General features: G+C 45.9%; 24 protein-coding genes. 20 read left to right on the top strand and 4 right to left on the bottom strand.

Features of this window, described 5'->3' with window-relative positions:
• Positions 1 to 22 precede the first annotated feature (22 nt).
• From spoT to ACXAFM_RS08420, 10 genes are all read left to right on the top strand, one after another.
• Positions 23 to 2,134: a bifunctional GTP diphosphokinase/guanosine-3',5'-bis pyrophosphate 3'-pyrophosphohydrolase gene (gene spoT / locus ACXAFM_RS08465; RefSeq protein WP_474828607.1), complete on the top strand. Its 2,112-nt coding sequence runs from the start codon at positions 23 to 25 to the stop codon at positions 2,132 to 2,134.
• 24 nt (positions 2,135 to 2,158) lie between these two features.
• Positions 2,159 to 2,545, top strand: coding sequence for a RidA family protein (locus ACXAFM_RS08460; protein WP_014975316.1), 387 nt, complete (start codon positions 2,159 to 2,161; stop codon positions 2,543 to 2,545).
• 3 nt (positions 2,546 to 2,548) lie between these two features.
• Positions 2,549 to 3,256 carry a tRNA (guanosine(18)-2'-O)-methyltransferase TrmH gene (gene trmH, locus ACXAFM_RS08455; protein WP_474828605.1) on the top strand — a complete coding sequence of 236 codons (708 nt, stop codon included), beginning with the start codon at positions 2,549 to 2,551 and terminating at the stop codon, positions 3,254 to 3,256.
• A gap of 188 nt (positions 3,257 to 3,444) precedes the next feature.
• Complete coding sequence (recG, locus tag ACXAFM_RS08450; protein ID WP_474830549.1) at positions 3,445 to 5,517, top strand: ATP-dependent DNA helicase RecG; 2,073 nt, start codon at positions 3,445 to 3,447, stop codon at positions 5,515 to 5,517.
• Positions 5,510 to 6,310: a class I SAM-dependent methyltransferase gene (locus tag ACXAFM_RS08445; RefSeq protein WP_474834147.1), complete on the top strand. Its 801-nt coding sequence runs from the start codon at positions 5,510 to 5,512 to the stop codon at positions 6,308 to 6,310. Before recG ends, ACXAFM_RS08445 begins: the two co-directional genes overlap by 8 nt.
• A 1-nt stretch (position 6,311) precedes the next feature.
• A complete protein-coding gene (locus tag ACXAFM_RS08440) occupies positions 6,312 to 6,785 on the top strand; it encodes a peroxiredoxin (protein ID WP_136783182.1) in 474 nt (157 codons plus the stop codon).
• 353 nt (positions 6,786 to 7,138) lie between these two features.
• Positions 7,139 to 7,948, top strand: a complete 810-nt coding sequence (locus tag ACXAFM_RS08435; protein ID WP_474828601.1) for a hypothetical protein — start codon at positions 7,139 to 7,141, stop codon at positions 7,946 to 7,948.
• Positions 7,949 to 7,957: 9 nt separating this feature from the next.
• Positions 7,958 to 8,992: an extracellular solute-binding protein gene (locus tag ACXAFM_RS08430; protein ID WP_136783180.1), complete on the top strand. Its 1,035-nt coding sequence runs from the start codon at positions 7,958 to 7,960 to the stop codon at positions 8,990 to 8,992.
• Positions 8,989 to 10,512, top strand: a complete 1,524-nt coding sequence (locus ACXAFM_RS08425) for an ABC transporter permease (protein WP_474828598.1) — start codon at positions 8,989 to 8,991, stop codon at positions 10,510 to 10,512. The genes ACXAFM_RS08430 and ACXAFM_RS08425 overlap by 4 nt, the downstream gene beginning before the upstream one ends.
• A complete protein-coding gene (locus ACXAFM_RS08420) occupies positions 10,512 to 11,552 on the top strand; it encodes an ABC transporter ATP-binding protein (protein WP_474828596.1) in 1,041 nt (346 codons plus the stop codon). Before ACXAFM_RS08425 ends, ACXAFM_RS08420 begins: the two co-directional genes overlap by 1 nt.
• Before the next feature lie 91 nt (positions 11,553 to 11,643).
• Here ACXAFM_RS08420 and ACXAFM_RS08415 read toward each other — a convergent pair whose 3' ends face one another.
• Positions 11,644 to 12,474 carry a mechanosensitive ion channel family protein gene (locus ACXAFM_RS08415; RefSeq protein ID WP_474802956.1) on the bottom strand — a complete coding sequence of 277 codons (831 nt, stop codon included), beginning with the start codon at positions 12,472 to 12,474 and terminating at the stop codon, positions 11,644 to 11,646.
• A gap of 289 nt (positions 12,475 to 12,763) precedes the next feature.
• Between ACXAFM_RS08415 and ACXAFM_RS08410 the strand changes: the two genes are divergently transcribed.
• Positions 12,764 to 13,945 carry a BaiN/RdsA family NAD(P)/FAD-dependent oxidoreductase gene (locus tag ACXAFM_RS08410; protein ID WP_474828594.1) on the top strand — a complete coding sequence of 394 codons (1,182 nt, stop codon included), beginning with the start codon at positions 12,764 to 12,766 and terminating at the stop codon, positions 13,943 to 13,945.
• Here the strand turns inward: ACXAFM_RS08410 and ACXAFM_RS08405 are convergent.
• The gene (locus ACXAFM_RS08405; RefSeq protein WP_474828592.1) at positions 13,942 to 14,421 is read right to left on the bottom strand and encodes a hypothetical protein; all 480 of its coding nucleotides are present in this window, start codon (positions 14,419 to 14,421) and stop codon (positions 13,942 to 13,944) included. The two genes, ACXAFM_RS08410 and ACXAFM_RS08405, sit on opposite strands and share 4 nt — an antisense overlap.
• A 210-nt stretch (positions 14,422 to 14,631) precedes the next feature.
• Here ACXAFM_RS08405 and ACXAFM_RS08400 point away from each other — a divergent pair, with 210 nt between their 5' ends.
• From ACXAFM_RS08400 to ACXAFM_RS08390, 3 genes are all read left to right on the top strand, one after another.
• Positions 14,632 to 14,940, top strand: a complete 309-nt coding sequence (locus ACXAFM_RS08400) for a hypothetical protein (RefSeq protein ID WP_474828590.1) — start codon at positions 14,632 to 14,634, stop codon at positions 14,938 to 14,940.
• Between the two features lie 160 nt (positions 14,941 to 15,100).
• Positions 15,101 to 16,273 (top strand): diguanylate phosphodiesterase, encoded by a 1,173-nt coding sequence (locus tag ACXAFM_RS08395; RefSeq protein WP_474828588.1) that lies wholly within the window; start codon positions 15,101 to 15,103, stop codon positions 16,271 to 16,273.
• A gap of 212 nt (positions 16,274 to 16,485) precedes the next feature.
• The gene (locus tag ACXAFM_RS08390; RefSeq protein WP_474828586.1) at positions 16,486 to 18,033 is read left to right on the top strand and encodes a diguanylate cyclase; all 1,548 of its coding nucleotides are present in this window, start codon (positions 16,486 to 16,488) and stop codon (positions 18,031 to 18,033) included.
• 7 nt (positions 18,034 to 18,040) lie between these two features.
• Here ACXAFM_RS08390 and ACXAFM_RS08385 read toward each other — a convergent pair whose 3' ends face one another.
• Positions 18,041 to 18,925 carry an ArgP/LysG family DNA-binding transcriptional regulator gene (locus ACXAFM_RS08385; RefSeq protein ID WP_474828584.1) on the bottom strand — a complete coding sequence of 295 codons (885 nt, stop codon included), beginning with the start codon at positions 18,923 to 18,925 and terminating at the stop codon, positions 18,041 to 18,043.
• A 217-nt stretch (positions 18,926 to 19,142) separates the two neighbouring features.
• On the opposite strand from ACXAFM_RS08385, the gene ACXAFM_RS08380 reads away from it, so the two are divergent.
• On the top strand, positions 19,143 to 19,745 hold the full coding sequence (locus tag ACXAFM_RS08380; protein ID WP_474828581.1) for a LysE/ArgO family amino acid transporter: 603 nt from the start codon (positions 19,143 to 19,145) through the stop codon (positions 19,743 to 19,745).
• 103 nt (positions 19,746 to 19,848) lie between these two features.
• A complete protein-coding gene (locus ACXAFM_RS08375) occupies positions 19,849 to 20,166 on the top strand; it encodes a DMT family transporter (RefSeq protein WP_334058715.1) in 318 nt (105 codons plus the stop codon).
• A gap of 119 nt (positions 20,167 to 20,285) precedes the next feature.
• Here ACXAFM_RS08375 and ACXAFM_RS08370 read toward each other — a convergent pair whose 3' ends face one another.
• Positions 20,286 to 21,002 carry a DUF1499 domain-containing protein gene (locus ACXAFM_RS08370; RefSeq protein WP_474828578.1) on the bottom strand — a complete coding sequence of 239 codons (717 nt, stop codon included), beginning with the start codon at positions 21,000 to 21,002 and terminating at the stop codon, positions 20,286 to 20,288.
• 162 nt (positions 21,003 to 21,164) lie between these two features.
• Here ACXAFM_RS08370 and ACXAFM_RS08365 point away from each other — a divergent pair, with 162 nt between their 5' ends.
• The 4 genes from ACXAFM_RS08365 to ACXAFM_RS08350 all read left to right on the top strand — a co-directional run bounded on the left by ACXAFM_RS08365 (position 21,165) and on the right by ACXAFM_RS08350 (position 26,968).
• Positions 21,165 to 21,836 (top strand): DNA-J related domain-containing protein, encoded by a 672-nt coding sequence (locus ACXAFM_RS08365; RefSeq protein WP_474828576.1) that lies wholly within the window; start codon positions 21,165 to 21,167, stop codon positions 21,834 to 21,836.
• A 309-nt stretch (positions 21,837 to 22,145) separates the two neighbouring features.
• Positions 22,146 to 23,291: an efflux RND transporter periplasmic adaptor subunit gene (locus ACXAFM_RS08360; protein WP_474828574.1), complete on the top strand. Its 1,146-nt coding sequence runs from the start codon at positions 22,146 to 22,148 to the stop codon at positions 23,289 to 23,291.
• A 21-nt stretch (positions 23,292 to 23,312) separates the two neighbouring features.
• On the top strand, positions 23,313 to 26,414 hold the full coding sequence (locus ACXAFM_RS08355) for an efflux RND transporter permease subunit (RefSeq protein ID WP_474828572.1): 3,102 nt from the start codon (positions 23,313 to 23,315) through the stop codon (positions 26,412 to 26,414).
• Positions 26,415 to 26,470: 56 nt separating this feature from the next.
• Entirely contained in the window at positions 26,471 to 26,968 is a 498-nt protein-coding gene (locus tag ACXAFM_RS08350; RefSeq protein WP_474828570.1) for a YqiA/YcfP family alpha/beta fold hydrolase, read from the top strand.
• Positions 26,969 to 27,000 lie beyond the last annotated feature (32 nt).

Here is a 27,000-nt window from a genome sequence, read left to right as displayed (position 1 = left end):
TAGATAAGGGTCACGCTCCACTGTGTATTTGTTTGAAGGTTTAAAGCAGAAAGTTTTAGAGTATTTGCCAGCTGAACGCGTACAGCAGGTTCAGGAATCTTTTGTGCTAGCCCAAGAAGCGCACGATGGACAAATGCGCTCAAGTGGCGACCCGTATATTACTCACCCTGTAGCTGTTGCCGGCATACTGGCCGACATGCACCTTGATCACGAAACGATCATGGCGGCACTTCTTCACGACGTTATTGAAGATACCCATTACAGCAAAGAAGATTTAGCTGAAGCGTTTGGTGATACCGTTGCAGAATTGGTAGAAGGCGTTAGTAAGCTTGATAAACTTGCCTTTAGTACCAAGCAAGAAGCGCAGGCGGAAAACTTCCGCAAAATGATGATGGCCATGGTGCAAGACATCAGGGTTATTCTTATCAAGCTTGCCGACCGTACCCACAATATGCGCACGCTGGGCTCGCTTCGCCCAGATAAGCGCCGTCGTATCGCACGCGAAACGCTAGAAATATATGCGCCTATTGCCCACCGTTTGGGTATTCACGATATTAAAAATGAGCTTGAAGACTTAGGTTTTCAGGCCATGTACCCCATGCGCCATCGCGCATTAAAATCTGCTGTTCGTCAGGCCCGAGGCAACCGAAAAGAAATCATTGAAAACATTCGCGAAGAGCTTAAGACGCGCCTTGATGCCTACGAGATTGAGTCTGATGTATTAGGCCGCGAGAAGCACCTGTATTCCATTTACCGAAAAATGAAAAACAAAGAACTGATGTTCAACGAGGTAATGGATATTTATGCGTTTCGTATCGTGGTTAAATCAGTAGATAACTGCTATCGCGCGCTTGGCGCTATGCATGGTTTATACAAGCCAATTGAAAATCGTTTTAAAGACTATATCGCTATTCCGCGCACCAACGGCTATCAGTCGTTGCATACGTCATTAATTGGCCCGCACGGCATTCCTGTGGAAATTCAAATTCGTACCCAGGAAATGGACCAAATGGCGGATAAAGGGGTAGCGGCCCACTGGCTTTACAAAGAGCCAGGCGATAATGGCACTACTGCACAGCTACGTGCTCGCAAGTGGATGCAAAGCTTACTTGAACTTCAGCAGTCAGCCAGTTCATCGTTTGAATTCATCGAATCGGTGAAGACTGACCTGTTCCCTGATGAAATTTACGTGTTTACGCCAGACGGCCGTATTATCGAATTGCCAATGGGCGCAACCGCTGTCGATTTTGCCTACGCCGTGCACTCTGATGTGGGCAATACCTGCGTGGGCGTGCGCGTAGAGCGCAGAAACTTCAGCTTAAGTAAGCCTCTTGAAAACGGCCAAACCGTAGAAATTATTACCTCGCCAAAAGCGAAGCCTAATGCGAATTGGCTGAACTTTGTGGTTAGCGCCCGCGCGCGTACCCGCATTCGTCAGTACCTTCGTAAACAGCACTCTCAAGAAGCCGTGAACATGGGTAACCGTCTACTTCGTCATGCATTAGGTGCAGTGAAGTTAGATGATATTCCTAATGAAGACATTGAACGTGTGGTGGCAGAAACCAAGCATGCTAATTTTGACGACCTATTGGTAGATATCGGCTTAGGTAACGAGCTAAGCGCTATCGTGGCTCGGCGTTTATTAGGCGAGAGTACGACGGATCTGTCTGACAAGAAAGGCAATGTGGCTATTCGTGGTACAGAAGGCCTGCTTGTTCACTACTCTCGCTGTTGTCACCCTATACCTGACGATGAAATTGTAGCCGTATTAAGCCCAGGTCGCGGTATGACCATTCACCAAACTGGCTGTAACAATATTCGCAAGCTTACCCGTGAAGAGCCTCAGCGCGTGCTACCTATGCAGTGGGACGACAATCCGCAGGGTGAATTCAAAGCGTCGCTACGCATTGAGTTGTTTAACCATCAGGGCACACTGGCAACTTTAACGAACACTATTTCAGGGTGCGATTCCAATATCATTGGCCTGCAAACTGAAGAAAAAGAGAGTAATATCTACTTTATCGACCTAGAACTTACTACGCACAACCGTGTGCACTTGGCCCGCGTGATGAAGAAAATACGCACCATGCCAGAAGTTCAGAAAGTGTCTCGTCATAGTCAATCACGACACTAATTACTACACTATTTAGGAACTACTATGTCTAAGTCTATTATTCAGACCGATAAGGCACCTGCTGCTATTGGTACTTACAGCCAAGCAGTTAAAGCAGGCACTACCGTTTATCTTTCAGGCCAAATTCCTTTGGTTGCCGAAACCATGGAAATGGTTTCTGACGACTTTGAAGCGCAAGCGGTACAAGTTTTTGAAAACATTAAAGCGGTGTGTGACGCTGCTGGCGGCACTACAAACGATTTAGTGAAAGTGAACATCTTCCTTATCGACTTAGGTCATTTTGCAACGGTTAATGAAATCATGAGCCGTTATTTCACTAAGCCTTATCCTGCGCGTGCTGCAGTTCAGGTGTCGGCACTGCCTAAAGGTGCACAAATTGAAATTGATGGTGTAATGGAACTGCCGGAGTAAGCCATGTCACCTGAGCGTTACCAGCGCATAAGACAAGTGCTGGAAAGAAGGCAAACTGACCTTACGGTTTGCCTTGAAAATGTACACAAGCCGCATAACGTATCTGCTGTAGTGAGAACCTGTGATGCCGTTGGCATTCATCGCGTTCACACCGTGTGGGAAAAGAAATATCAGTTTCGTCGCGGTACGGCTATGGGCAGTCAGCAGTGGGTGCGCCAAACCAACCACGACAATATCAATGACGCGATGGCTGAGCTAAAAGGCCAGGGTATGCAGGTGCTGGTTACTCATTTATCCGATACCGCTGTCGATTTTCGTGATATTGATTACACCAAGCCTACGGCTATTTTGTTTGGTCAGGAGAAATACGGTGCCTCTGATGAGGCTAAAGCCATTGCCGATCAAGACATCGTTATTCCCATGATGGGCATGGTGCAGTCGTTGAACGTATCGGTGGCCGCAGCGCTAGTGCTATACGAAGCTCAGCGCCAACGTACCATAGCGGGCATGTATAACACTCAGCAGTTACCCGAAGAAGAGTGCCAAGCATTGGCCTTTCAAAATGGTTACCCGCGTTTGTATAAACTATGCCAACGCAAAGGTTTGCCTTTGCCTGCTATTAACGCCATTGGTGAAGTGGATGCCGACGATAGCTGGTGGCGAGAAATGCAAATTACTAAAGCAGAGGCTAACGCGCTAGAAGCCGACTGAGAACTAACGTACTAGTTTTGCTTTTACTATCACTTTTGCATAGGCCAGCGTAAAAAACTGGCCTAAAGCGTACTCGCCAACCCCTCAACAATCCTTTACACTTCTTTTCCTATAACACGTTGAATAACACCAGCTTGTGCCAATTCAAAGGTTAAATAGTTAATGTTCCAAAAGAAGGATATCGCTTGATGCAAGCACTGGCCACTACCCCCATTACTGCGCTTAAAGGCGTAGGCGCTAAGGTGGCAGAAAAGCTTAACAAAATAGGCTTGTTTACCCTTCAAGATATACTGTTTCATCTTCCTCATCGCTACGAAGACAGAACCCGTATTTACAGCGTGGCTGAGTGCCGCCCGTTTACCCATGTAAGCGTGCAGGGCGAGGTAATGAGCGCCGACATTCAGTACGGTAAAAAACGCATGCTGGTGGTTAAGCTTAGCGACGGCACGGGTACTATCACTCTTAGATTTTTCCACTTTGGCGCAGTACAGCGGTCAATTATGACACCGGGAAACACGGTGCGCTGTTTCGGTGAAGTGCGTACTGGCAAGTGGGGCATCGAAATGATGCACCCCGAATTTAAATTAGTGGATGAAGACGCGCCACCCACTGAAGAATCACTAACGCCAGTTTACCCCACCACGGACGGTGTAAAACAGTTAACCCTCCGCAACTTAACTGACCAGGCCTTAAAACTTCTAGATAAAGGAGCGCTGGCCGACCTACTGCCCGACGGTATTTACGATGACCAAATTAGCCTCAATGAGGCGCTTCATTTGGTGCATCGCCCACCACCCGATGTAGACGTACACGAAATGGAAGAGGGGCTTCATCCTGCTCAGTATCGTTTAATATTAGAAGAACTTCTGTCTCATCACTTAAGCGTGCTTAAAGTACGCAAGCTATCTGACGCGCAGCCTGGTATTCCTATTAAAGTGAATCAGCCGCTTATCGATAAAATGCTCGCTCAGCTGCCGTTTTCACCAACGGGTGCACAGGCTAGAGTAGTACAAGACATTCAAAAAGATATGCAGCACGCACGGCCTATGATGCGCCTTGTACAAGGGGACGTGGGCTCGGGTAAAACCTTGGTTGCTGCACTGGCCGCGCTTTCTGCCATTGGTGCAGGACATCAGGTAGCATTAATGGCACCCACAGAGCTGTTGGCAGAACAGCACGCGAATAACTTTCGTGGCTGGTTGGAACCACTTGGTATTGAAGTAGGCTGGCTTGCTGGAAAGCTAAAGGGTAAAGCCCGCAATGAAGTTTTAGCTCGCTTAGAAGCCGGAGACATTCAAATGTTGGTGGGTACTCACGCTATTTTCCAAGAGAGCGTAAATTACCAGCAGCTAGCACTGGTTATTGTGGATGAGCAGCACCGCTTTGGTGTACATCAGCGCTTGGCCCTTCGTGATAAGGGTGAACAGCAAGGTCGCTATCCTCATCAGCTGATCATGACGGCTACGCCTATTCCAAGAACGCTGGCCATGACAGCCTATGCCGATTTAGACACCTCGGTTATTGACGAACTGCCCCCAGGCAGAACACCGGTGCAAACCGTGGTGCTGCCGGATACACGCCGCGCCGATGTGATAGAGCGCGTACGTCAGGCTTGTAAAGAAAACGGCCGCCAAGCCTACTGGGTGTGTACGCTAATTGATGAGTCGGAAGTGTTGGAGTGTCAGGCAGCAGAAGACGCTGCGGTTACTCTTCGTACTGCGCTGCCAGACTTACACGTTGGTTTGGTACACGGGCGTTTAAAGCCTGCAGAAAAAGCGCAGGTTATGGCCGACTTTAAAGACGGTAAGCTAGACTTATTGGTAGCGACTACCGTTATTGAAGTAGGCGTAGACGTACCTAATGCCAGCATCATGATCATTGAAAACCCTGAACGATTGGGCTTAGCGCAGCTTCACCAGCTAAGAGGCCGAGTAGGGCGTGGTGCGGTGGAAAGTCAGTGTGTACTTATGTACCAGAGTCCACTTTCGAAAACCGCTACTCAGCGCCTTGGCGTATTGCGCGAGTCTAACGACGGTTTTTATATTGCACAGCGCGATTTGGAAATTCGTGGCCCAGGTGAATTTATGGGTACTAAGCAAACGGGAATGGCCGAGCTTAAAATAGCAGACCTAGTACGCGACGCTGCTCTTATTCCAAAAGTTCAAGAAATTGCCTATACCCTTTGGGATAAATACCCGTCTCACGCTCAAGCCATCATAAATAGATGGATAGGGCATAAGGAGCAGTACGGCCATGCTTAATAGTGTGCCTTTGGTTGTATGTGATAACAGCAACAGCGCTAACGCCAATAGCGATGACGCAGGGCTAATTGACGCGGTTAGCGAAAAGTGGGGTTTTCCTGTTGTTAGCAGTAGTGAAAAGCCTAGCGAAGGCCTGTATTTGCAGGTACAAAACGGCGTGCTTGGTCTTGCCGACGCAGGTGAGAAAAAAGTGAATCCGGTAGAGGTTGATTTTGCTTCGCCAGCTAGTTTGTATCGCAAGCAGCACGGCGGTGGGCGCAAAGAGCCCATTGTTAAGGCCATTGGTCTTAAAGGCAATGAAGTATGGCACGTAGTGGATGCAACGCCTGGGCTAGGTCGTGATGCCTTTGTTTTGGTGAGCGTTGGCTGCAAGGTCACTATGATAGAGCGATCGCCCGTGATTGCTGCCTTGCTTGAAGATGGTATTCGCAGATTAGCGCTTAGTTTTCCGGAACTTGCAGCTAAAATGTCGCTTCAACATGGAAATAGTGCTGAGGTAATGCAATACTTCTCTGGTGAGAATGTGAACGCTATTTACTTAGACCCCATGTTCCCACACAAAAAGAAGTCAGCCTTGGTGAAAAAGGAAATGCGGCTGTTTCAGCAACTGCTTGGTCATGACCCAGACGCAGATGCGCTGTTACCGCCAGCACTAAAGCTAGCTACGCACCGGGTAGTGGTTAAACGCCCAAACAGTGCAGACGTGCTGGCAGGAATAAAAGCATCAATGGCTATTGAAAGCAAAAAACACAGATTTGATGTGTATTTGTGTCAAAAAAATCTAGGAGAGTAGCATGATACAAGTTGGGGGCACTTTGCCTGAAGTAGATTTTAGCCTTTTAGTAAATGGCGAAATAACTAACCCAGGAACGAACGAGTTGTTTTCAGATAAGCGCGTTGTACTATTCGCTGTACCCGGCGCTTTTACACCTACTTGCTCACAAGCTCATTTGCCAGGCTATGTTGCGCTTGCTGATAAGCTTAAGGCAAAAGGTATTGATAGCATTATTTGTCTGAGTGTGAACGATGCATTCGTTATGGATGCGTGGGGTAAAGCAAACAATGCAGAAGAAATTACCATGCTGGCCGACGGCAATGGTTTCTTTACCAAGCAAATTGGTTTAGACATGAGTACAGGTAACTTCGGTGGCTTACGTTCGCTACGCTATTCTATGCTTGTAGAAGATGGCGAAGTGAAAAAGCTAAACGTTGAAGATCCTGGTCGTTTCGACGTGAGCGATGCCCAAACCATGTTAGATAGCCTTTAATTTTTTAAAAAGCGTTAAATACTCAAAGCCCGCAACAATTGTTGCGGGCTTTTTTCGTTTAGCTTTTTGTGAATATTCATTAATTCATATATGCGTATACTTGGTCGCTATTTTCATTAAAATGTAACCCAACTATGATCTAGCGTTTTGCAAATTACGTTGAATATCAAAGTGTTCAGCGAGGGTTAATGAACTAACCTGCATTATTCTGAGTTAAAAACGTAGAGAAACTAAAGGCTCGCGTAAGGCTCATGCACTGCGTTACGTAGCATGTAGCCTCGTTTAGTTACCTTTACTTGATTAATGATAATAAGTATCATTTGCGAGAAAAGACAAACGGTTTAGGAAAAAATATGACAATAACACTGAAAAAAATAAGTGCTTTAGTAATGGCTTCGGCCGTTACTTTCTCAATGTTCTCTACTCAGGCGCTTGCTAACGGTGCAATTGGTGATCACGTAAACAACTTGCATGCGCATATTGGTGAGTACACCGAAGAAGTACATTGGTTAGAAAGTAAGTTTGGCAGTGTTGTTGATGCGTATGAAGCAAAAGATAAATCGCTTAAAACAGACGCGTTAATCGAGTACTGGGAAGAAGTGGACTTTCACTCAGCTATCGAAACCCAATACGTGCCTATCTATGCTTCTATTTGGCAAGGTATTTATGGTGTAAAGGTAGCTATTGATGAAGGTAAGCCAGTTTCTGACGTGCGCGTAGAGCAAGAGAAGCTAAATCATGCCTTGTGGCAGGCGCTAGGCGCAGTTAAACTTGCGTCTCAATATCAGAAGAAAGGTCTGGTAGGCAAGGTTCAAACCACTGAAAAAGAGCCGACTACAGGGCCTGAAGTTATCGACGATATCAAAACACGTCTTGATCGCGTTGTCGCTAAATATGCAGAGCAGCTTCACGAGGTTGCAACAACACTAGTGCACGACACCTACCTTCAACGTTTTGAAGGTGTAGAGGGTGACTTGATTGCAAAAGACGCAGCCTTGGTTGAAGATCTAGAAAAAGATTTTAACGTAACGCTTCCGCAAGCCATTTCGAAAGATACTGGCGTAGACGCGGTACGCAAAGTTGTAGAATCTATGCAGGCTAAACTTGATCGCGCTCGTACACTGCTAGTTGAAGTAGAACAAAGTCGTAAAGACGTATTTTAAGGAAGGGGTATGCAACGTAGAACATTCTTACAAGGCTTAGCAGCAGCCGGTGCATTGACTGGTTTGCCGTTTAGTTTTGCCCACGCTATGACCCAAACTGGCAGTGTGTCAGTTGAGTCTTTACCTAAATTAGAAGGTGATCTCACACTCTATTTAGGGCGTGGCGAAGGCGGTCTGTATGAGAATGTTCTAAAAGCCATTGAAAAGCGCAACCCCAAGTTGAACCTAAAAGTTAGACGCGGCGGCTCAGCAGCACTGGCAAATACCATTGTTGCTGAAACAAAAGCTGGCGTTAAACGCGCTGATTTGTTTTGGGCTGTAGACACCGGTTCTATTGGCGTTGTTACTGATGCTGGCGCTGCAAAGCCATTGCCTGATGACTTGCGTTCGCAGCTTCGCGAAGATTTTCAGTACCCTAGCTGGTCACCGGTAACTGGGCGTGTGCGTACACTGCCGTATAACACAGAGCGCGTTAAGCCCGAACAAATCCCAGAAAGCGTAATGGCGTTAGCCGATAGCGATTTAAAAATTGGCTGGGCGCCGGCTTATTCATCATTTCAGTCTTTCGTCACCGCCATGCGTATTTTGGAGGGCGATAAAGCAACCAAAGCTTGGCTTAAAGGCATTAATAAGCATTCGAAAAAGTATGCGGGTGAACTTGGTGTAGTAATGGGCGTTGAACGTGGTGAAGTAGATATTGGTTTTGCCAATCACTATTACACGCTTCGCCTTAAATCGGGTAAACCAAACGCAAATGTGGCCCTTGCTTACAGCAAAGGCGATGCAGGTTGCTTGGTTAATGCGTCTGGCATTGTGGCATTAAGCGACGGTGACTTACCGGTTAACTTTATCCGGTATCTGCTGTCGCATGAAGTGCAGTCTTACCTTGCTCGCGAGGCATATGAAATACCTTTGGTTCAAGGGGTTGAACCACCACAAGGCTTAGCGGATTTAAGCACGCTTTCGCCACCTGAAATGGATCTTCGTAAACTGGCTGATTTACGCCCAACACTTAACCTTATGAGGGAAGTTGGCGTACTGTGACAAACTGGCCAAAGTCGTATCCACTGGCACTACTTATTGCGCTGATGGCTTTATTGCCCGTCGGCGTTTTGTTTTCTTTAGCTCAAGATAGTGCGCAGCTTTTCGATACCCATAACCTACGTGTTCTAGGCAATACTATTTCATTGGTAGTGCTTACTATCATTGGTTCGGTGCTTATAGGCGTACCGCTTGCCTTTTTAACCGCCTATGTGCAAATGCCGTTCAAGCGCTTCTGGCTAATTCTACTTGCTGCGCCACTGGCGTTGCCTAGCTATATTGGCGCATTCGCCATGTACTTCTCATTTGGTATTGGCGGAGAGATTGAAAACGTTCTAGGAATTAGCACACCCCCTATTAGCGGCTTGTGGGGCTCGGCGTTGGTCATGAGCCTATACACCTATCCCTTTGTAATGATGACAACACGCTCGAGCCTGTTGAGTTTAGATGCAAGCTTAGTTAACGCGGCGCGTACGCTAGGTCTGTCGTTAGGTGCTAGCTTATGGCGTGTGGTGCTACCGCGTGTAGTAAACAGCGTTGCCGCGGGGGCACTTCTTGCTGCGCTTTACGCGTTATCTGATTTTGGCACACCCGCAATAATGGGCTTCGACACCTTTACCCGCGTTATTTTCGTTGAATACAACGCTTTTGGTTTAAGCCAAGCGGCCATGCTAAGCCTGCAGCTTATGGTGATTGTTGGGCTTATTCTGTTTATAGAAAGCCGTATAGGCGGGGCACAAGAACGCCCAGGAAAGCACTTATCCTTATTTCCTGCACGCTGGCAGCGCAACCTCATGTTGCTTGCGACCATGCCTGTTGTCTTTATGGCTATTGTACTTCCTCTAGCTATCTTCACGTTGTGGTTAGTGCGAGAGGGCACAGGCGGCTTTGAATTAAGCTATGCATGGAATTCAGCCCATGCGTCATTTATCGCCGCGATTGTGGCCGTGCTACTAGCCATTCCCGTTGCTCACGCGGCTATTGCGGGTAAAGCTGGGCGATTTATGGAGCGCATTACCTATTTCGGCTTTGGTGTACCAGGTATTGTTATGGGAACGGCACTGGTTTACGTGGGCCTTAAGTACTTACCTGCGCTGTATCAAACCTTAAGCTTATTGGTTATGGCCTATGTATTGCGTTTTATTCCTCTTGCAGTGGGAAGTGTTAGAAGCACCGCCGAGAATATAGATTCGGGCCTAGTGAAAGCTGCCCGCGTACTTGGCGCTAGCCAAAGAGAGGCCTTTATACGAGTTACGCTGCCCTTAACCCTTCGTGGTATGATTGCAGGGGCGGCATTAGTGTTTTTGGAAGCCATGCGTGAACTGCCCGCTACATTAATGTTAGGACCTACAGGTTTTGAAACCTTAGCCACTTATATGTGGCGTGTTTACGAGGCGGGCTACTTTGGACGCGCTGCCGTACCTGGGCTTCTATTGGTTTTATTATCTGGTGTGGGGCTGGTTCTCATGCTGTCGGGCGAAAGAAAAGCCCAGTTTACCGTTACCGAGGATGATCGTTCGTAATGCTTAGTGTAAGTAATTTGTCAGTGAATTATGGGTCTACCCGCGTTGTCGACAAGTTAAATCTTGAGCTTGGGCAAGACGAAATCCTTATGTTGGTAGGGCCAACCGGCTGCGGTAAAACCACTATTTTACAAGCATTGGCAGGGCTTATCCCTATTTCAGAAGGCGCAATGAGCCTAGGTAATTGGGAAAGTACAGCAAGCAAACACGTGCCGCCTGAAAAGCGAAACGTGGGCATGGTGTTCCAAGACTTCGCGCTGTTTCCCCATCTTACTGTTCAGCAAAACGTATGCTTTCGATTAAAAGACACTAAGCTTGCCGACCATTGGCTTAAATTATTAGGCCTAGATAATTTCCGCGATGCCAAACCTGCACGCCTTTCCGGTGGTCAAAAGCAGCGTGTCGCGCTAGCCCGCACTCTTGCGCACGAACCCTCTTTCGTCCTACTCGATGAGCCTCTTTCTAACTTAGATGCAGCGTTAAAAGACAGCTTGCGTTGGGAAATTCGCGATGCGCTCAAAAAGGCAGGCGTGCCTGCAATTTGGGTAACTCATGACCAAGAAGAAGCACTAAGTGTTGGTGATAGAGTAGGCATATTAAATAAAGGTGTATTAGAGCAATTAGACACCCCTGAAGCCTGTTACTCATCGCCAGCCAGCCGCTTTGTGGCGCGTTTTATGGGTGAGGCAAGTTTCTTAAGTGCAACCTTTGATGCTAGTGAAGTAAATACAGACAAAACGGTCGTTACTGAAATTGGCAAGGTGCCTGGAACGCCACTTCAAGGTGCTAACGGCAACGTAGACTTGCTGGTGCGTCCTGACGATTTAAGCTTAGATGCCACACTTAGTGAAACGAACTGTACCGTTGAGTGGGTGCGCTATGAAGGCGAAAGCCGCCTTTATGCCGTTCTGCTAGATAGCGGCGATGAACTAAAGGTACGCGTAAGTCATGAAAACGCCATTAAGCCAAATACTCGAGCGTTCGTTCAGTTAATTACTACGCACCCCTTGGCCGTGTTTCCTAAAAAAGATAAAGCATAAGTCGGTTCATAACTGACTAAAACCAGAACATAAAAAGGGCAGCCAATCGGTTGCCCTTTTGCTTACTAGGACGTTATTTCTTACCTGCGCGCTATGCGTTTTCGTTTACCACAATCACTTTACGGTGTGGGAAAGGAATTTCAATGTTAGCTTCATCTAGCGCTTTCTTTACCTGCTCTGGCACTGAGAACAGGATGTCGAAGTAATGCTCGCCGTGACAGAATGGACGCACAATGAAGTCTACTGAGCTATCGTTAAGAGTAGACACTTCAACAAATGGCGCTGGATCTTTAAGCACGTGCGGGTGGTCTGCTAATACTTTATCGATAACAGCGCGGGCGGCATCAATGTTTTCGTTGTAGGCAATACCAAAGGTCATGTCTACGCCACGAATTTCATGATGAGAGTGGTTAACAATTTGCTCGCCCCAAATTTGGCTATTTGGAATGATAATTTGCTTATTATCAAAGGTTTGCAAAATAGTAGTGAATAAGTCGATTTCGGTTACCTTACCGAACTTACCCGCGGCATCCACAAAGTCATTCACTTTATAAGGGCGGAAGATAAGTAGCATGACACCTGCAGCCAAGTTAGACAGTGTGCCTTGAAGTGCTAAGCCTATCGCCAAACCTGCGGCACCTAAGAGGGCAATAATAGACGCGGTTTGTACACCAAAGCGATTAAGTACTGCTATACCCACAAATGCAAGAATGGTGTAGCGCGCTACACTACCAAAGAACTTAAAAAGGGTGTCATCAAGTTGAGGGTGGCTATTCGCAATGGCGACAATAGCGTTATACACCTTGCTTGCTACCCAAAGACCAATAATTAGAATGGCTAGGGCTAGAAGTATATTGGTGGCCCAAGCTAATGCTGCAGGCAGATACTCATTAATATCGAGTGATGCTAAGAACTCTTCCATGGATACAATCCTCTGTAATTTGTGAAGTAGTTACTGCTTGATTTGTTCGTTTGTTCGTTAAAATTGAGTTGCACCTCAATCTTGGAGCGTATTTATAGAGGAATTAAAATTTCTTTAGTATTGTTAAAAAGTATTAAAACCCATAATTTTCTACTAAAGAACTAGATTAAATTTACAGTAAGATTGGGCTTTGCGTTGTGCAGCAAGGCTTATTACGTATAATCCCGAACTCTTAACCTACGCTTGAATGAGCGTGAGTATTTTTGGCTTGATGTAAGGTGAATACAGAGTGATTAAGCGCGATGTTATTGTTATTGGAGCAGGTGCAGCAGGGCTTTTCTGCGCGGCACAGGCAGGCGCGCGAGGTCGCAGCGTAGAAGTACTCGATCATGCCAAAAAAGTTGGCCGTAAGATCCTTATGTCAGGGGGCGGACGCTGCAATTTCACCAATATGTATGCAGAACCCGCCAATTTCTTATCGCAAAACCCGCACTTTTGTAAGTCGGCATTAAGCCGCTATACCCAGTGGGACTTTATCGGTTTGGTTGCCGAACATGGTATTGCCTATCACGAAAAAACCTTAGGTCAGCTATTTTGTGATGGCAGCGCAAAAGACATCGTCGATTTGTTGCTTAACGAATGCAATAAAGCAGGCGTGACCATTACTACTCGCTGTGAAATTACAAGCGTAGAAATGGTTGAGGGTGGGTACTTACTAACTACGTCGAACGGCGAATATAGCTGTGAGTCTCTAGTAATCGCGACCGGTGGTTTAAGTATGCCAAAGCTGGGGGCGACGCCATTCGGTTATAAAATTGCGCAGCAATTCGGCCTGAACGTATTACCCACACGGGCCGCTCTTGTGCCCTTTACCTTACACGATAAAGACAAAGAGACGCTGGCAGAGCTTAGCGGTATAGCCGTTGACGTGTACGCCAGCTGTAACGACACCACGTTTAAAGAGGCAATGCTCTTTACCCACCGTGGTTTGAGCGGCCCTGCTATGCTCCAAATTTCAAGTTATTGGGAGGCGGGTGATAGCTTAAGCATTAACACACTGCCCAATGACGATGCCACTGCACTTATACAAACTGCTCGTACCGAAACACCAGATGCCTTACTTGCTACCTGCTTAAATAAAGTATTCCCTAAGCGTATGGTGCAAAGTTTTATTGAATATCATAACTGGCGAAACGTGCCAGTGAAGCAGCTTACCCACAGCGAGTGCGATGCTATTGCTGACACATTAGAAAATTGGCAAATAAAGCCAAACGGCACAGAAGGCTACCGAACAGCAGAAGTCACCATTGGTGGCGTAGACACCAACGAACTTTCGTCAAAAACCATGATGGCCAAAAACGTCGAAGGCCTTTACTTTATAGGCGAAGTAGTAGACGTTACTGGTTGGCTCGGAGGCTTTAACTTCCAGTGGGCGTGGAGTAGCGGCTGGGCAGCGGGGCAAGTGGTTTAAAACGACATACCAATTGCTAACCCAGCAACAACGGCGCTTTTGTGGTTTCGGTGGTAATCGTAATGAAGCTGGGGTGATACGGTAATGCCCGACATTTCAAATTCATACAAAAAGCCCAACCGGGCTACTTCCATTTTATGGCTGCCGTGAAATTCAACGCCAGGGCCAATTTGTGCGATAAAATTGTTGGTAATGTGAAGGTCGGCGACGAGTAAATAAGTGTAGGCATCTAAATCTTCAAACGCGTATTCAGCAACAAAACCCACCCCTAAGAAATCACTTAGCCGGTATTCATAATCAATACCCAACGTAAACGCGTTACCACATTCTTTCGTGTAGGTCGTGCCCACAAGAGCAGACAAGTGGTGAGGGGACGTTTGCCAATGATGAGCATTTCCATGTGCTGCCTCTTTAGCTTCAGCAGCGGGTGTAAATACCAAGAAAGTGGCCATACCTAAAAGTGTTGGTACTCGCATAATGGAGCTCGCTTTATTACTTGTGACTTCCTAGAAGATTAAACCTCTAGCACTTAGCTAAGCGTAGGAGGTATACCTCATTTTCACCAATGAACTTTAGTTGTAGTCATTGTTAGGGCATAGGAATGAACGCAAGGCCCCTTTTCTTGGCTGCTATCTATATTTGTGATTTACCGCTAAGGTATAGAGGCAAATAAAAGGGATGCGAAAATGCAAAACGAGACTGAAAAACAACTATTTTTAGACGCCTGTAAAGCGCAATTGGTAAGCCTTTACAAGGCAAGTAAAGAGGGGAAAAAAGTAGAGGCAGAAAAGTATCGAGTGCAAGGATTCATGCACGCCGGTGAAGTAATGGGCTTAATCAGCAAAGAACAAGGTAAGGCCCTTATAGCCGATTTGCACATGGAAGTATTTGGAGAAACCATTAACGAAAGGGCACAGAGAAAGCGCAAACTCGAAGCATTAAAAGAAACAGACTTAGATGCTTATTTTGCAATACCAGCCATTGAACGGCGTTAAATAAACCTTCACTTATGAACCTACTTTGTGAAAACGGCGTTTTTACTACTATGATTATTTTTGTGGGTCTACCCGCAACGGCTATAAATGGACGTTCTGCAATTTACAGCATCAGCCTAGCCTTAAAATGGATTGGAGTATGAAGTAAAAGAGAGGTCTTGTGCTAAAACAGTTAGTTTATAGAAGCCATTCGACTCGTCACGTAGATGAAACAGGTTTACGAAAAATTACTTGTGACTCTTTACCCTTTAATGAACGTCATAATATAACCGGTATTTTGCTTTTCGACGGAGAGTATTTTTTTCAGGTACTTGAAGGTGAGAGTGAGGACGTTAATTTTCTCTTTGAACACATAAAAAAAGACAACCGCCACGAGAATGTGGTGAAGGTCACGGAAATTGTTGTTCATAAAAGAGATTTTGGTGATTGGCACTTACGCGCCTTATCAATCGTAGAAGGCAGCAGTTGTTACTGGTTACCCCCAGAAATTACACTCGACCGAGAAAGTCGGATTTTTGCCCTTCTCAATAGCTTTGCTTCCGGAAAATGGCGCACATGCTTGACTGATGAAGCCCGCAAAAATCTGAGGGTAAATCTAGTCACACCAGAAAAAAACACTGCACCTTATATAAATTCCCATATTCAGTTTGCGTTCCAGCCCATTGTCGATACAAGCAGAGGAAAAGTATCATCCATAGAAGCCCTTATAAGGAGCGAAGATGGTAAGTATCCCGAGGATTTAATGGGGTGTCTCAAGGGGGCGGAAAAGTACGAATTTGACCTAGAGACCAAAGCTATTGCTATAAAGCAGGGGGCGGCTCTAATCTCTTCTGAGCAATCGTTGTCGATAAATCTATGTCCTGGTGCAATTACGCACCGAGCAAATGTAGGTGAATACTTACATAGTCTTGCTATTGGCTCAGGGCTAAAACCTCGACAACTAGTTTTGGAGGTAACTGAGGTTGAGATAATCAGTGAAAGTGATGCGTTTCACAACGCAATTGAACAGATTCGTTCTTTTGGTATTCGTATCGCTATTGATGATTTTGGCGCAGGCTATGCTGGGCTTTCATTACTAGCAGACTTTTCTCCCGACAAAATAAAACTAGACAGAAAAATCACAACAGGAATCCATGAAAGTGGGCAAAGGCAAGCTATTACTGAGGCGGTATTGGAGTTTGCGAATTCAATGGGTATTCCTTTAGTAGTTGAGGGAGTAGAAACCCTAGATGAATGGTTATGGTTACAGCATGCGGGTGTTCAACGCTTTCAAGGGTATTTATTTGCTAGGCCTAAACTCAACGGTGTAAGTGGTGTTGAGTTTAGCGTCTGAGAGTTTGTTAACTTGGCTTACTATATTTCTAAATATTAACTTTTAATGTTCAAGAAACATTTTTTCGAGCGAACTGAAATTTATAAACTAAACTTAATGTGTGTTGGTTTTTATACCTTAATATAACCAAGCATACATATCTTAGTGTAATAGCCGTACAGGGATATTTTTGCTACACGGATTTGGCTGCGGTACCAGTAGGAAGCAAATCTATGACATGGCGTGTGTCAGGTAATTTTATTCGCTTATTATTAGGGCTTGTCTTATGTGCAGTAAGCTCTTACTCGCTTGCTAAATGTAACTTCGAAAACGAAATTGATGCATCCACTTCAACAACTTTTCTTCTTAAAGCGGGTGATCAGCGACTTGTGCTAAGCTGTAATGTCGATGCGCAGCATGTTCTGTATTTTCCGCGTAATTATATTAATTACAACCAGCTATACGATAGCAAAATGCGCAAAGTTGAAAGATTACCTAGTGCCTTTGAAGCATACATAATCAACAATTCAAACAACCGCTTTTATTTAGATATCAACGCACAGGTGGAACGCCGCGTATCGGTCAAGGTGACGCCGCTTGGTGATTTTCATAAATTTGCTTCTATTCACACTCTCACAATGAGCTTATTTATTGGCTTTTGTTTGGCACTTACTCTATACGTAGGCATGCTGGGGGCAAGTATGCGCAACTATGGCCTGTATTCGTATAGCTTCTACGTTTTCAGTGCTGGCGTATTCTTTTTGCTCCAAGAAGGGCTGTTGAACATTGTATTTCCGCAAGTCGCTTTGCTTGCGAATTTCCAGCTACATTTACTCTTTGCTGGAATTACCCTTTTTGCAGGCGTGAAATTCTTAGATCAGCTACTTGATTTTAAAGCGCTTCTAAAAGGTTGGCAGCGCCAATTTATGCTTGGAATGGCATGTGCAGCACTCGCGTTTTCTGTAGTTCAGCTTATTCTTCCAGTCTCAGATGCTATGAAAATTAACAGCATGCTGAGTTTAATTACACTTATTACTATGACGTGCACGCTATCAAGTTGTGTTTATGCTGCCTATCGTAAGGTGCATTGTGCAAATTTGGTCATGCTTGGGATTGCAGTGATGGTTTTGTCCATGCTTTTCCGTTTGGTTTTTACAGAAGTATCGCCATTTTTATATCGATATTCCCTTGTATTAGGGATAACTATCGAGGCCTTTATTTTTGCCATTGCAACGTCAAGAAAAGTGAAAAAGCTTAATGACGACAGACTTAGTGCATTTAAACGGGCATCCACAGACTCATTATGTAATGTGTTAAACCGCGCCGGTTGGGAAGGCGTAGCGCAGTCGCTGCTGAATAACTTCAACAAAGAGGGTGGCTACTTAACACTGCTTTTCATTGATATTGATAAATTTAAAGAGATTAATGACCAATACGGACACCACGCCGGAGATAAGGTCTTGCAGGTGGTTGCAAAAATTTTAATGAGCCGCTGCAGAGAGCAAGACGCCGTGGGGCGCTTAGGAGGCGATGAGTTTGTGGTATTAAGTCACTGCTATAGTGAAGGTCAGTCTAAGCGATTGGCCGCCCGCATTGAGGAAAGCTTATCCGAGCGTGATATCAGAACAGAAAACTTGGTGATAAACACCACGGCGAGTGTAGGCGCTTATATCACAAAAGAACGCTTCAAAGACTTGCCGAGCTTGTTAAACAAAGCCGACAAATTGATGTATAGCGTGAAAGAAAAGCGTAAAAACGCCGAGTATGCTACTAGCTCTTAAGGTGGCCTTACCTTAATTGTGCCTTCGCGACTTGCTTAACAGCTTTAGTAAGGTCAGCAAGCGCAGCCGACTCGAGTGTTGCGTAGTGCCAAAAAAGAGGAACCGCTAGTGCTTTGTCTGGGAAAAGCGCAATAAGCTCGCCTTCTTTCACTTCTTGTGCCACCTGAAGAGTCGGGAGTAGGGCCCACACCACGCCGCCCAGCGCCATTTTTACAAATCCGTGAGATGAGGGATACCAGTGACACGTGGTAAAGGTAGGCGAAATATTTAAGCATTCTCTTTGATAGTCAGTAAGTAACGTAACATCGTACTCATCATACAAAAGTCCTGGAGTATTCATCACATTTTCAGGCGTTATGCCCTTGTGAAGATATCGCTCAATAAACCGTGGTGACGCATAAAGTTGATAGCGCATGGTGCCCAGTCTTACCGATTGCCCGCCAGTAACCGGTGTGCCTGTTTGACTAATACATGCCATAACGCGACCTTGCTGAAGAATGTCTCGTGTTTGGGTTTGATCCGCGTTAACAATGTGAACTGGGTTGGCCCGCTTATCGCTGAATGCTGCCATAACTTGCGAAAACCAAGTAGCGAGCACATCGTTATTCACCGCTACGCTGAGTGGTACCGCCGAGGCTTCTAAACCACTTTTTATATTCAGCGCTTCTTCTAGCACACTCACTTTTTGTATATGCGCTAGCAATTCTTGCCCTAACGGTGTAGCACGAAGGGGCTTTGTTCGCACCATAACAGGCCCGCCCACGCTTTGTTCAAGACGTTTAATTTTTTGCGACACCGCAGACTGCGTAAGGTTTAGCGCCTGAGCGCCTTTTTCAAAGCCACCATAGCGCAGTACTTCATGAAAGCATCGAAGGGCATCGTAATCGAGCATTTTTTAGAACCTGTGAAAGGAAAGTTAAAGTTATTAATTTTACTTATTGAATACAAATATCATTAATTTAATTAAGTATCGCAAGTTGTATAAAATAGCGCCACTTCAAATTCTTGTTTGGCCGGCTATACCTAACGTTAGGCATCATAAAGCCAAGCAACGAAAGACCGAGCAATAGAACCGTACTTTCAATTTATTATTTTAAGAGGCATTTGGCATGTTAGCGGCAGCAACGAGTGGTTTTGTAATGGGCGGCACCCTTATCATCGCAGTAGGTGCGCAAAACAGCTTTCTGATTGAGCAGTCCATGAAAAAACAGTGGACCTCTCTATTTGTTTTGCTGTTTATTTTAAGCGATGCCATTTCTATTAGTTTGGGTGCCATGGGCTTTGGCTTATTGCTGCAAGAGTACCCAATGCTAGTTACGGTAACCAAATGGGCTGGCGTAGCCTTTTTGTTGTGGATTGCATTTAACAAAATAAAGTCTTCGCTGGCCAATGATGCCCTTGTATTAGAAATGGCACAAAAGCAGCTGTCGTTTAAAAAAGCGCTACTTATTGCGCTAGCAGTAACCTGGCTAAATCCACACTTTTATTTAGATACATTACTGCTAATGGGTAATCTGGCGAGCCAGTGGCAGGAAAATAAATGGTGGTTTGTGGGTGGTGCGATTGGTGCGTCTATCGTGTGGTTTATTGGTTTAAGTACGCTGACTGCACGTTTTGCGCATCATATGCAGCGGCCCAATTTTTGGCGTTGGTTTAACCGGTTAAATGCTGCGGTCTTGGGGATGGTAAGTATCCAGCTAGCAAGCCTTTAGTGAGAAAAACGCTGAATAGCAAAATACTAAGGTGCGTTGAATATCCCCCCTTTTTACGAATAGGTATACTTTTGTACATACTGCTGTTTTTAAGGATATATAAGTGAGCTGGATTTATTTGATTGTTGCGGGCTTACTGGAAATCGGATGGCCCGTGGGGCTTAAAATGTCGCAAGAAGCAGAAACCCGTGTTATGGGAATTCTGCTAGCCATAGGTTTCATGGCTGCCAGTGGTTTCTGCCTTTGGATGGCACAAAAACAAATACCCATAGGTACGGCGTATGCCGTATGGACGGGGATAGGTGCCGCGGGCACGTTTTTGGTGGGGGTGATGTTTTACGGCGACCCGTCTTCATTAGCGCGTTACTTTGGCGTGGCGCTTATCGTGGCCGGTGTAGTGGTGCTCAAACTCGCGCACTAGTACGAAGTTGATTTCTGTTTGAAATGGCCCTGTTTAAACCAAATTGATACAACGACAAAAAAGCCCGTTAGTAATTTACTGACGGGCTTTTTAGTTTGCGTTTGATTTTCTAAGTGAGCCTATTGATAACCTAGCTGGTTTCTAAGCTCGGCCATAAAGGTTTCAATCCGTTCGGCATTTTTGCCTAAGTCGCTTTTACCTACTCTAGACTTACTACGAACATCTACAAGTGTGTCATCGCTTTTGGCTGTTAATCGAATAACTACGTCGTCCTTAAAGCCAAACCAAGCCGTAGTATCGGTTGCTTCTAGCGTATTAGGGAGTGCGCCTTCACTTGCTCGTTCCCACCCAAGCGCTACAACGGCTTTTTCTGCAGCCATGTAAACTTCGTTTATAGGTTGAGGGAGTAGCTGAGTTTTAATTTCAGGATAAGCCTCAAGCTGCTGTTTGGTTACCTCACCGCCTTCATAGGCAATAGAATTTGGCGCTCCTTCTCTAAGCGGTGCAATGGCAACAAATTCAGGCGGGTTCGTTACGTCGGTGGTAATATCGTGAATTGGCGGTACGGCGCTAGCCTTGCTCATCATGCTAACGGGCATGCCGACGGCTACTAAAGCAAGAACAGCACATACAAATGTACTACCCCAACTTACGTTCTTACGATTAATTAATACTTGAAGAATAATCAGTATCAACGCTGCACCACCTACGTATACACCAAAGCGAAGTGACGTAAATGCGGTGCCTAAACTAACACCAGCATACTGATATAGTGGTCCGGGTAACACCACCATCAAAAAACCAACAATACTGGTAAGGGCAATGAGTGCTTTCAAGGGAACTCCAAGGTTGTTATTTTAGTTTGATCAACCTACTTTAACAGTGAAAGCGGTAATTTGGTTTACTTTCGACAAACAAAATTTATCTATGCCCGTACGCGACATATTTGTACGCTTCGTTTATCTTTTTCTACCGACGATAGTTAATAGGTACCAGGTTTGAATACACAACCGGACACCAGTCATACGTACGCTATGCAAGCTGAACTCCTTGTTGATATCTTATCGACGCAAAAAAGCCAGTTCATCAACGGTATCACTGAATATGCTCTTATTGAATTGTTAAAAAAGCCGCCTTATCAACTTTTCGATGAAGATGCTTTGCGTGACCCGCTCATGCTTTTTAAAACCCACTTTATTCTGTTTCATGCACTGTACGAGTTGAGGCAGTATTGGATAGAGCAAAACGAAGGTGTGTTAGAGATTCACGCACTTGGCATAAAGCTAAACCTGTTTAACGAGAGTCATTTGACGCAAAGCAATGTTGGTTTAGGTGAGACGACTCTGGAAAACCCTGATCCACTCGCTGCGTATTATCTGAATTGGGAGAATTTTGAAGAGGCTGATCGCGATACGGTCGATAACCTGCTAAACGCGTTTTGGGAAAGAATGCTGAAGGGAGATACTGTCAGCTATACGCTAGGTGAAATTGAAAAAGCGCATGCTTTGCTTGGTCTTTCCCTGAACGAGCCTGTCACGCTGCTACAGTTAAAACGTGTCTACAAACGCTCGCTGCAATCGGCACACCCTGATAAAGGTGGAACACAGCAAGATGCTCAAGCGGTCATACACGCCTATCAAACCCTTAGCCGTTATTATTCGTTTAAATAGAACGTGTATTGGCGTTCAACTTCGTATTATTCGCATAATGCATACAGGCTTCGGTAATTGACCGACAACATCGGTAACTTCAGCTTCATTGACTTTCCTTGTATGTGATAAATGCGCACAATATGACCTATTAGAGCGTAGATTCGTATCAATGATCGCTTAACTATGCCACGTCTTTTCCGATTGTCCTCATGTCCAAGCTATAGGAGCAGGATGAATCGGCGCATTGGAAGCAAAACTTACGTTTAATTTATCCGTATAGAACGCAGACCGCGTTCTATGTGAAAGTTATTGGGAAATAGAAAATATATGAGTCGCATTTTTTATGTTACTGCAGCACTAATAACACTATTAGGTGTTACTGGGTGTTCGAATGAAGGCGAGCAAGCACAGCAAGGTGCTCAGCAAGGTATGCCTGCACCATCGGTGTCAGTAGTTACGCTGAAACAGCAACCTGTAGTACATGAAATGGTGTTGCCAGGGCGAGTAAGTCCGTCTCGCCAATCGCAAGTGCGACCTCAGGTGGATGGTGTTATCACTGAGCGGTTGTTTGAAGAAGGCGCTCATGTAGAAAAAGGGCAGCAGCTATATCAAATAGATGAAGCGCGCTACATGGCACAGCTAAACAGTGCCAAAGCTGATCTAAAGAGTGTGCAAGCAAATTTGAAAACGCTGGAAGCTAAGGCGCGACGTTACGACGACCTTGTTGCACAAAATGCAGTCAGTAAGCAGGAGTATGATGACGTAATTGCGCAAAAAGATCAGGCGCAAGCCGCTATCAGTGTGGCGGAAGCGGCAGTAGATGTAGCAAAGGTAAACATGGGCTACACCAAGGTATACGCGCCCATAAGCGGTCGAATTAGCCGTTCATATGTTACCGAAGGTACATTGGTTACCACTAACCAAGCACAGCAGTTAGCCACTATTACTCAGTTAGACCCTGTTTATATTGATATGCAGGAATCTGGCGCATCTATCATTACACTTCGCCAGTCTATGCGTAAGCAAGGCTCAATGGATGTTGAGCTGACTGTAGATGAAGTCACTGGCAAGCGTTACGAAAAAACAGGCAGCGTGAAATTTTCAGAAGTGACCGTAGATGAATCTACCGGCTCGGTTACCCTTCGCGCCGAAATGCCAAACCCTGATGGTGTGTTGCTTCCTGGTTTGTTTGTAAAGGGCCATGTCATTACCGGTCGTGAAAATGCGCTTTTGGTGCCTCAGCGTGCGACGACTCGCCAGCCAGACGGTTCGCTTTCGGTTTACGTAGTGAACCAGAACAACGAGGTAGAAGGCCGAACCATAGAAATCGGCAAGATATACCGTGATCAGTACGTGGTGATAAGCGGCGTAAATGAAGGCGAAAAAGTCATTGTAACTGGCTACCAGAAGGTAAAGCCTGGGGCGAAAGTTAACCCGTCAGAATGGCAACCATCTTCACGTGGTTCACGATAGCAAACAAGGGATTTAAGTAATATGGCTCGTTTTTTCATAGACAGGCCCGTGTTTGCATGGGTGCTGGCAATTATCACAATGATGGCGGGTGTGTTGGCGATAACCTCACTCCCCATTGAACAATACCCTAAGGTAGCGCCTCCGTCGGTTACTATCTCGGCAACGTATCCTGGTGCTTCAGCAGAAACCGTTGAAAACTCGGTAACGCAGGTCATTGAGCAAAGCTTAACGGGTATCGATAATCTCCGCTATTTCTCGGCAAGTAGCTCTAACAGCAGTATGTCAATTACCCTGACGTTTGAGCCTGGCGCTGACCCAGATATTGCACAGGTTCAAACTCAGAACAAGGTGCAGGGGGCACTACCATTGTTGCCCACGCAGGTGCAGCAACAAGGGGTAACCGTGACTAAGGCAAACAGCGCGTTTGCATTGGCAGTAGGTTTTTACTCTGAAGACGACTCAATGACGCAGTACGACTTAAGTGACCTGCTTGTTTCCCAATTCCGTGACCCTATTTCTCGAGTTAACGGTGTGGGTAACGTAAGAGTATTCGGTGCACAGCGCTCTATGCGTATCTGGCTAGACCCAGACAAGCTGTACAGCTTCAACCTAACGCCAACTGACGTACAGGCCGCAGTTCAGGTCCAAAATACCGATGTTTCAGCAGGTCAGTTGGGCGGGCTACCTGCTATCGAAAATCAGCAAATCAACGCCACTATTCAGGCGCAAAGCCGCCTTCAAACCGTTGAAGATTTTGAAAACATCGTACTACGTGTGAACACAGACGGTTCTCAGGTCCGTGTACGTGATGTGGCCCGAGTAGAGCTAGGTGCGCAAAGTTACGATGTTATTGTTCGCTATGACCGCAAACCCGCATCTGGCATGGCGATTAGCCTTGCTTCTGGCGCAAACGCGCTAGACACTATCAAAGCAGTGAAAGCTCGTGTTGAAGAGCTGCGCTCGAACCTACCTGATACGGTGAAAGTGGTTTACCCAGTAGACAGTTCGCCTTTCATCGAGCTTTCTATAGAGTCAGTAGTACATACGCTTATCGAAGCGGTTGTGTTGGTTTTCTTAGTGATGCTGCTGTTTCTCCAAAACTGGCGCGCAACGCTTATTCCCACCATTGCCGTACCTGTTGTACTACTTGGGACTTTCTCGGTGCTATTGGCCTTTGGTTTTAGTATCAACGTATTGACCATGTTTGCCATGGTGTTGGCTATCGGTCTTCTTGTTGATGACGCTATCGTTGTTGTAGAAAATGTTGAGCGCATTATGGAAGAAGAAGGTCTGCCGCCTGCTGAAGCGACGAAAAAGTCGATGTCGCAGATCACTGGCGCACTTGTGGGCATTGCCGCGGTGCTGTCAACGGTCTTTATCCCTATGGCGTTCTTTAGCGGTTCAGCCGGGGCTATTTATCGTCAGTTTTCAGTAACTATCGTTTCAGCGATGGCGTTCTCTGTGCTGGTGGCTATCGTGCTCTCGCCCTCCTTATGTGCCACGTTATTGAAACAGCACTCAGAGGATCACGATAAAAATAAAGGTTTCTTTGGGTGGTTTAACCGCACGTTTAACAAAGGGCGCGACCGCTATCAGAAAACGACCAACCACATGGCGAAGCGTTTTAAGCGTTATTTCGTTGTATACGGCTTACTTGTTGGCGGAATGGTGTTTATCTTCAGTCAGCTTCCTGGGGCCTTTCTTCCAGACGAAGATCAAGGTCGAATGATGGTGTTGGTAAGCACGCCACCAGGCGCTACGGCAGGCCGTACCCTTGAATCCATTAAACAGGTGGAAGACTACATCCTTGAAGCAGAGAGCGAAGCAGTAAACGGTATGTTTGCGGTAGTGGGCTTTAGCTTCGCAGGACAAGCGCAAAATGCCGGTATGGCATTCTTAAACTTCAACGACTGGAGTGTGCGTGACGAGAGTAACTCGGCCTTTGCTGTAATGAGCCGAGCTTTTGGCGCATTTAGCCAGATTCAAGATGCTTCAGCGTTTCCCATTGTACCGCCACCCATTATGGAATTAGGTAATGCAACGGGCTTTGATATGCAGCTGGTGGATCGCGGTGGTAACGGCCACGAAGCCCTTATGAATGCCCGTAATCAGCTGTTAGGTATGGCGGCACAAAACTCCAAATTGGCGGGTGTTCGTCCTAACGGTTTAAGCGATGTGCCCCAGTTTAAAATTAACATTGATAGCGAAAAGGCTTCAGCGCTTGGTTTGAACTTGAGTGAAATTAACAACGCGCTGCAAATTGCTTGGGGCTCAAGCTATGTGAACGACTTTATCGACAAAGGGCGAATTAAGCGGGTGTACATGCAGGCGGACCTTCCTCATCGTATGACGCCAGAAGACCTTGAGAAATGGTTTGTGCGCAATAGCGATGGTGAAATGGTGGCTTTTAGTACCTTCTCAACAACCGAGTGGGTATATGGCTCGCCCAAGTTAGAACGTTTTAATGGACTTTCTTCGGTAAATATACAAGGTAGTGCTGCTGAAGGTATCTCTTCAGGTGAAGCTATGGCTGAAATGAAGAAGTTGGTTGAACAGCTGCCTCCTGGTTTTGCGATTGAGTGGTCAGGCTTATCTTATGAGGAGCAAGAAGCGGGATCTCAAGCGCCTATGCTGTATGCTATTTCCATATTGGTTGTTTTCTTATGCTTAGCAGCCCTTTACGAGAGCTGGTCGGTACCCTTTGCGGTAATGCTTGTGGTGCCCTTGGGAATCTTAGGTTCGGTGACGGCAGCCTTCATTTTTAACCTGCCCAATGATGTGTATTTACAGGTCGCATTTTTAACTACGGTGGGTCTTGCTGCGAAAAACGCGATTCTTATCGTAGAATTTGCTAAAGAGCAGTACGAAAACGGTGAAGACTTGATGACGGCTGTGTCTAATGCGGCGTCTCAGCGCTTCCGCCCTATATTGATGACGTCTATGGCGTTTATCTTAGGGGTTACGCCGTTAGCACTGGCCAGTGGTGCAGGTGCAGCAAGCCAAAACGCCATTGGTATTGCAGTAATGGGTGGCATGTTCGCAGCAACCTTCTTAGCCATATTCTTCGTGCCTATGTTTTACGTTATGGTAGAAAAACTATTTCATAAGGAAGACAAGCAATAAGTAAGTACGCTAGAGTGGGTAAAACTTTTCAATTTTTTTGAATAGGGATATTGGTAATGACCACCGTTGTTTTTTCTCACGGTAAAGAAAGCGGGCCATGGGGCAGCAAGATTACCACGCTTTCTAATGTAGCAAGCGATATGGGCTTTGGTGTTGAGAGTATCGATTATCAAGATCTCGACTGCCCCGAAGCCCGCCTAGAGCGCTTAAAAGAAACCATCGCTGAAAAGTGTAATGACGTCGTGTTAGTAGGCTCGAGCATGGGCGGTTATGTATCACTTGCTGCCGCAAGTCAGATTTCAGCCAGAGGCGTGTTTTTGATGGCGCCTGCGCTTTACTTGCCTAACTACAAGATTCAACGCTTCCCGTACGATGGTTATGTGAGCTTGGTGCATGGTTGGAATGATGACATCGTACCTATTGAAAACAGCCTTAAGTATGCCCGTCATCAAAAGGCGCAATTGTTGCTGCTAAACGATGGGCATCGCCTTGCGAACAGTAAGTCCGTTATTTCACCTTTTTTCAGAAATTGGTTGGAAAAATTCCGCTTCTAGGGCGCTGAGTACCATGGCAACGTTTGCGGAGC

Source organism: Alteromonas sp. ABD4_190, from assembly GCF_056160105.1.
The sequence above is the reverse complement of the archived record's forward strand: the minus strand, read 5'-3'. Positions and strand labels throughout refer to the sequence as shown.